We start from the raw sequence: 5,878 nt of genomic DNA on the forward strand, positions 1-5,878 counted from the left end.
TGTTAAAGGGCTGCACTATACGATTGATTCTCCGATTACTTCTTTTGAAGATTTTTCGTTTTTACCATAAAAGATCCGGATGGACATGTGGTCATGATTTGCACAGGTTAAGTCGTTAGCTCCAGAAGTTTAAGGTATAGTATACTAAGAAGAAAACCCTAATGAGATGAAGTAAGGAGAAATACTGCTTATGAAAGACAATCAACAGATTACAGCTCTTATTGCTGCACAAGTGGAAAAGTTAGCACGTCAATTTGGCTATGACTTTTTATCTGAAAAACAAGGAAATCAAACGCTTTGTCAAATTCTTCAGCGAGATGAAGACGGATCTATTTTGGCAACGCCGCTTAGTTTTCATTTACATATGAATGAAGACAAAGGGACGGGAGATATTATTTACTACCATGAACAAGGAGAATTTAAGCGTCAGCAGGTTAATGTATATGAAGAAAACAGCCTTGTGAACGTGTTGTTATTTATCCAAGAGCGCTTAAAGGTCAATCGATAGAAGCGAGTTTCCTAACATATGCAAGAAAAAAAGCAGGGAGTTAGCTCCCTGCTTTTTTCTATGAATTGATATAGCGCAATCCTACGCGGTTATTAAAAATTTGGTTGTGATTTTTGAAGATAAAAGCACCTGCTGCGTGATCAATTACCAGCTCATTGTCGTACACTTCTTCCATGTCGTCATCAACAATAAATTCTAAGTCTTCAACCGTTACAACTTTTTCATAGGGTTGAAGGCTGCGCTTTGAGATGATCTTCATTTCATAAATTGTATTAACAATATCGCAGCTTCCTCGATCAAAAGAAAGCTGAATCATTTGATTTTGTTCTACGTTCCGCAACGCTTCTTTTGCAGAAGGAGTGACGCGTATATTCATAATGATATCCTCCTTTTTCTATTCTCAAATTAAATTGTGTAAAATGTATTTAGCAATACTTTACTCGATTTTTATATCACCGGCAAGAAAAAAGCTTTCTTATATTATTTCCCTTTCGAACCAGAACAAAACGCTGCTTTTTTATCATCTTTTCATAAAGGCGTACATAGATATCACCTGTATGTGATTAAAGGAAAAAGAGATCGACTATAGAAAAGTGCCGATTCGTAATTCTTAGGTGTAAATGCTTAAAAATAGGAATATATTGTAATAAAATAAGAAGTTAAGTCATTTGCCCATTTTAATAGTTATTGAGATAGTTTTGAATAATTGGTTTTATTTTCAATATATTGGGTACTTAAGTAGAGTACTTTGCACACGATATTGCACCGAAAGACATCGGTTTATCGGACTAATTATTGTCTTATTTTGTCGAAGTAGTAGAATTTATGGAAACCATTCCTTATCATGTACAAAGTGACTAACAAAATACATAGGAGGTTCTGGTGTAGATGAGTGAGAAAGATCAAAACAGAACAACAGACGAAACAGCGGCTTCGCTAGAAACAGCGCCCGCTCCCAAAAAAGCACCGGCTAAATGGATTATCATTTTAGCAGCTTTAATTGTGATTATTGGAGGAGCAATTACATTTGCTACGGTATTTAAAAAATCTCCTAAGCAATTATACTTAATTTCTGAAGTAAATACGTATCAAAAAGCAGCTGATGAATTAGAAACAAAGTACAGTGAAACGATGGCTTATCAGGAAAAAGCGATGAAGCAGCCTTCTACTACAAATGCTACTATCAAAGGCGGCTTTAACATGGATTCACTTTCCTATGATCCAAGCTTTAAAATGATTCAAGATCTTATCAGTAAAGCTGAAATTAAAATTAAAGCGGAACAAGATCCGAAAAAAAGTGAAGGATACGGTTCACTGGCTCTTAATATCGGCGGTTCAAAAGCGCTTGACCTAGAAGGGTTTCAAACGAAAGAAAGAATAGGCTTTAAAGCCCCGATTCTAGCAAATGAATATTTCTATTTAAACTTAGACGAATATGGACAGGTAGCGCGTAAGTTCGATCCTTCTTATTCAGGTCCTGAAACGCTTGATATTAACACAAGCAACGTKAGTTTAGAAGACTTAAAGTTAACGGAAAAAGAAAAGACCTACATTGCAAAAGAGTATGGAACGTTCATTTATGAGGAGCTAGACAGCGATTATTTTACCAAAGAAAAAAATGTGGATTATAAAACAAATGGCAAAACGCTTCAGTTAACAAGCGTGACGCTTAACATGTCTGATAAAGAAACAAAACAATTTATGGATAAGCTTATTGCGAAGGTAGCAAAAGATGACAAGCTTCATACCATCTATGCAAATCACGTATCTAAGCTGTTTAAATCTTCGGCAGCAACGAATCCAGAATTAAAAGATATGGCAGATCCAAAAGAATTGAAAAAATCAGTAAAAGAAAGTCTTCAAGACTTCCAAAAAGAAGCAAAAGATACGACTTACCCTGGCGGTGTTAAATCAACTGTGTACGTTCAAGATGATGTTGTGGTAGCTCGAGATATGAACATGGGCGTAAAAAATGCTTCTAACGATAAAGGAAAACTTAACATAGTAACTAAAAATATTCCGTATGAAGATAACAAAACAGCTAAGCAGTTTAAAGCAGTTTTAGCGGATAGCACTACCGATGATGCGTTTACGTTTGATATGAAAAATAACGTAACAACGGAAAGTGAAAAACGAAAAGAAAACATGTCTATTCATTTGTTAACAAAAGATTCAAAAGATGAAGACACGAATATGACGTTTAAAATGGATTCGGTAATCAATGGTAAAACCGATGCGAAACAAACGGCTGACCGTACTTTCTCTTTAGACTTAGGTGATCAAGAAGATCTAGTAGTAAACGGGGAAGTAAAGCAGAATCAAGCAATAAGTGCTTCAAAAGGAAAAGCAGATTATTCGTTTGATATTCGTACAAAAATAGGACCAAAAGCAGATCCGGCAAACGTTACGTTAAAAATTGACTCTGCTTCTCAATTAAAAAAATCAGCAGCTATTCCAGAGCTTGATGCGTCTAATGCAACAAATGTAAAAGATGTAACGCCTGAAGATATGCTGTCGATTCAAGAAAATTTCGCTAAAAATGTTCAAGGTCTCATGATGAATATGGGAACCGCTGGTTACTAAAAGGTGCAAAGCAGATGAAGATATATTTCTCTTTGACTCTTTTTACATGTAAAGCTCTATTGAAAAATATAAAATCTCTCATACTGCTAATAATGATCCCTGCTCTGTTTTTACTTGGAGCAGGGATCATTATTAGTCAGACCATGCAAGGTGAGGAGAGAGTAAATCGGTTCCCCGTGGCAATTGTGGATAAAGATGACACTGCACAAACGAAGTACGTCATCGAACAGCTGACTGAAGGTAAGCTTCGCAAGATCATGAAGCCTCTTTACACGAATGAACAGAAAGCTAAACAGCTGCTACAGCAAAATAAAGTGGCAGCCATTGTGACGCTGCCAAAAGGTTTTAGTCACGATATTGCTCATGGGAAAAATCAGCCTTTACACGTCATTGGGAATAGCAATAAGCCGCTTCAGTCACAGCTGTTTCGCTATGTGATGGAAAGTGCAGTCGACTACACATCAGCTGCTCAAAGCGGTATTAATACGGTTGATGCCTTTTTAGAAAAAGAAAATGTTTCCGATGAAAATAGACGCGCAGAGTTTAAGAAGAGCTTGGTGACGTTTGGGCTTCACGTGTTAGATCGAGGAAGTTTATTTGATGAACAAATAGAAACGAGTTTCTTTCAGCAGGATATGAAGCAATATTATGTCCTGTCTTTTGCTGCTTTGCTGCTTATGATTTGGAGCTACGGCGGATGGCTGCTTGCTAGTGAAACGCAGACTTCTCCCGTGCTGGCTCGAATGAAAACAAGAGGTGTATCGTTTGTCCACATTTATTTAGCACAGCTGACGGCTCTGTATGTTCTTTTGCTACCGGCCTCTGTCGTTTTGTTCGGAAGTCTCCTTAAAGGACTCAAACTGCCTGTAACCGGTACGTACGGAGAGCTTTTTTTAGGGGTAAGCGGAAGCTTGTTTGCTTTTTTATGTTTGTTTTTACTGCTTCAGGTTCTTTTTTTATCACAAAAAGCTTATCAAATAGCCGGTTTGCTGTTTATTTTGCTGAGTGCGATTTTAAGTGGACATGTTGTGCCGGTCGTCTATTTACCGGACTGGGCGAGTGGTTTTCAAAAATGGTCACTCAACACCAGAGTCTTGGAGCTGTTATTTTATGAATTTGATGGATATAACACAAACGAAGCTTTTCTTTACCTTAAGCCTATTCTCATTACGGCAGCGGGAAGTTTTGTTATTGCTGTTTTCTACGTGATGACGCTGCAAAGGCGGTGGAGAAAATGATCAGTGAAAAAATAAAGCAGCTGCTGAAGCGCCCTATGCTTGTTATCATGATTTTCTTTTTACCTTTAATAGGAACGATTATTAGCAGCTCGTTTTTAGCAAAAGTACAAAGTGATTCAAAAATACCCGTTGCTCTTGTCGATCAAGATCACAGCCAAATGTCTAAACAAGTGATCAATCGACTACAGAAAACAACAGAAATTCAGTTTCTTTCTCTGAACGAAGAACAAGCGAGAAAGCAGCTGGCCAAAAATAAAATTGACAGCATTTTTATGTTTCCTAACGGATTTCAACAAGAAGTAGAAGCGGGGAATTATCAAGGAGTCATTGATTTGCTCACGCTGCCTTCTTCCGTTGCCACAGAAGCGGTTCGAGAAGTCGTGGCGAGTGAAGTGACAAGGTTAACGACAAATATTAAAGCGGCAAATGAAGTGCGTTTTTTATATAAAGTTTATAACATTCATGCAGGACCGGATTTATGGAAAGAAGCGTATCGTTATACCGATAACCAGTGGAAGCCAAAGCCGCTGATGACAATTGATTACGAGGCGCAAGGAACGAAGCATACGAAGCAAGGGAGCGCTCAAGTGACCGGATACGTGCCGCTATGGGGATTCTTTACGCTTTTACTTTGCTGCCTCACATCAGATTGGATGATTAAAGAGCGGAGGCACCTTTTCAAACGAATGAAAACGATGCAAAAAGGACTTTACGGTTATATTCGAAGCGTCAGCACTGCTTATGCTGTGCTATACGTGCTTCAAGCTCTCATAAGCTTTGCTCTATTTAAATGGCTTTATGGAGTAGAGTCTTACGGTGTGCTGCTGTATATGTGTATCTATGTGATTGTGTGCGTTGCTTTTAGCACGTGGCTTGCAAGTGAAAGCCAGCGAGTTGGATCTTATTATATGATCAGCGTTGTCATGGTCACAGGACTCAGTATAATAGGAGGGAGCTTTTTCTCGGTAGGAGAGCTTTCTGCAACGATTGAAAGAATAAGTCAGTGGCTTCCGCAGCATCTGCTTCTGTATCAGCATGCACTGCCGCTTACGTTCATTTGGAAAGAGCTAGCTGTTTCCATTGCATGTATATGTTTGTGCGCGTTTAAAATAGTGTGGAATGTGAGGAGCATGAAATGATTGAAATTAACAATGTTAGCAAAATATACGGAAAAAAACGGTCGTTAGCAAATGTTACCCTGAACGTAGAAAGTGGAGAAGTCATCGGTCTTTTAGGACCAAACGGCGCTGGTAAGTCGACGCTTCTGTCTATTTTGTCTACCATTACGGCTCCTTCAAGCGGGAATGTCACGATTGGAGGCTTATCGCTTAAGAAAAATCAAAAAGCAATTCGAGAAGTCATTGGCTACGTTCCACAGGACATAGCGCTGTGGGAAGAGCTTAGTGTAAAAGAAAACATGAAAATGTGGAGCAAAATGACTTCACGCTCTCTGTCGAATGAACAGCTTCAGTCTCTTTGCTCAGCTGTACAGCTCGAAGGAAGATGGAAGGAAAAAGTGAAAAATTTATCAGGAGGCATGAAGCGAAAG

At 38.5% G+C, this 5,878-nt stretch carries 6 protein-coding genes; 5 read left to right on the forward strand and 1 reads right to left on the reverse strand.

The window, feature by feature from the left end; translation table 11 throughout:
* Window positions 1-190: 190 nt before the first annotated feature.
* Entirely contained in the window at window positions 191-508 is a 318-nt protein-coding gene (locus tag AC1DRF_RS14865; RefSeq protein ID WP_013082157.1) for a hypothetical protein, read from the forward strand.
* Between the two features lie 58 nt (window positions 509-566).
* Here AC1DRF_RS14865 and AC1DRF_RS14870 read toward each other — a convergent pair whose 3' ends face one another.
* The gene (locus tag AC1DRF_RS14870) at window positions 567-884 is read right to left on the reverse strand and encodes an iron-sulfur cluster biosynthesis family protein (protein WP_097824061.1); all 318 of its coding nucleotides are present in this window, start codon (window positions 882-884) and stop codon (window positions 567-569) included.
* 512 nt (window positions 885-1,396) lie between these two features.
* On the opposite strand from AC1DRF_RS14870, the gene AC1DRF_RS14875 reads away from it, so the two are divergent.
* From AC1DRF_RS14875 to AC1DRF_RS14890, 4 genes are all read left to right on the forward strand, one after another.
* The gene (locus AC1DRF_RS14875) at window positions 1,397-3,091 is read left to right on the forward strand and encodes a hypothetical protein (protein ID WP_477741031.1); all 1,695 of its coding nucleotides are present in this window, start codon (window positions 1,397-1,399) and stop codon (window positions 3,089-3,091) included.
* Between the two features lie 14 nt (window positions 3,092-3,105).
* Window positions 3,106-4,329: an ABC transporter permease gene (locus AC1DRF_RS14880; RefSeq protein ID WP_427075509.1), complete on the forward strand. Its 1,224-nt coding sequence runs from the start codon at window positions 3,106-3,108 to the stop codon at window positions 4,327-4,329.
* On the forward strand, window positions 4,326-5,468 hold the full coding sequence (locus tag AC1DRF_RS14885) for an ABC transporter permease (protein ID WP_230184646.1): 1,143 nt from the start codon (window positions 4,326-4,328) through the stop codon (window positions 5,466-5,468). Before AC1DRF_RS14880 ends, AC1DRF_RS14885 begins: the two co-directional genes overlap by 4 nt.
* A partial coding sequence (locus AC1DRF_RS14890; RefSeq protein ID WP_477741032.1) for an ATP-binding cassette domain-containing protein occupies window positions 5,465-5,878 on the forward strand: 414 nt, incomplete at its 3' end. The genes AC1DRF_RS14885 and AC1DRF_RS14890, both read left to right, overlap by 4 nt.

The sequence above is a fragment of the Priestia sp. P5_B4 genome, assembly GCF_056400385.1.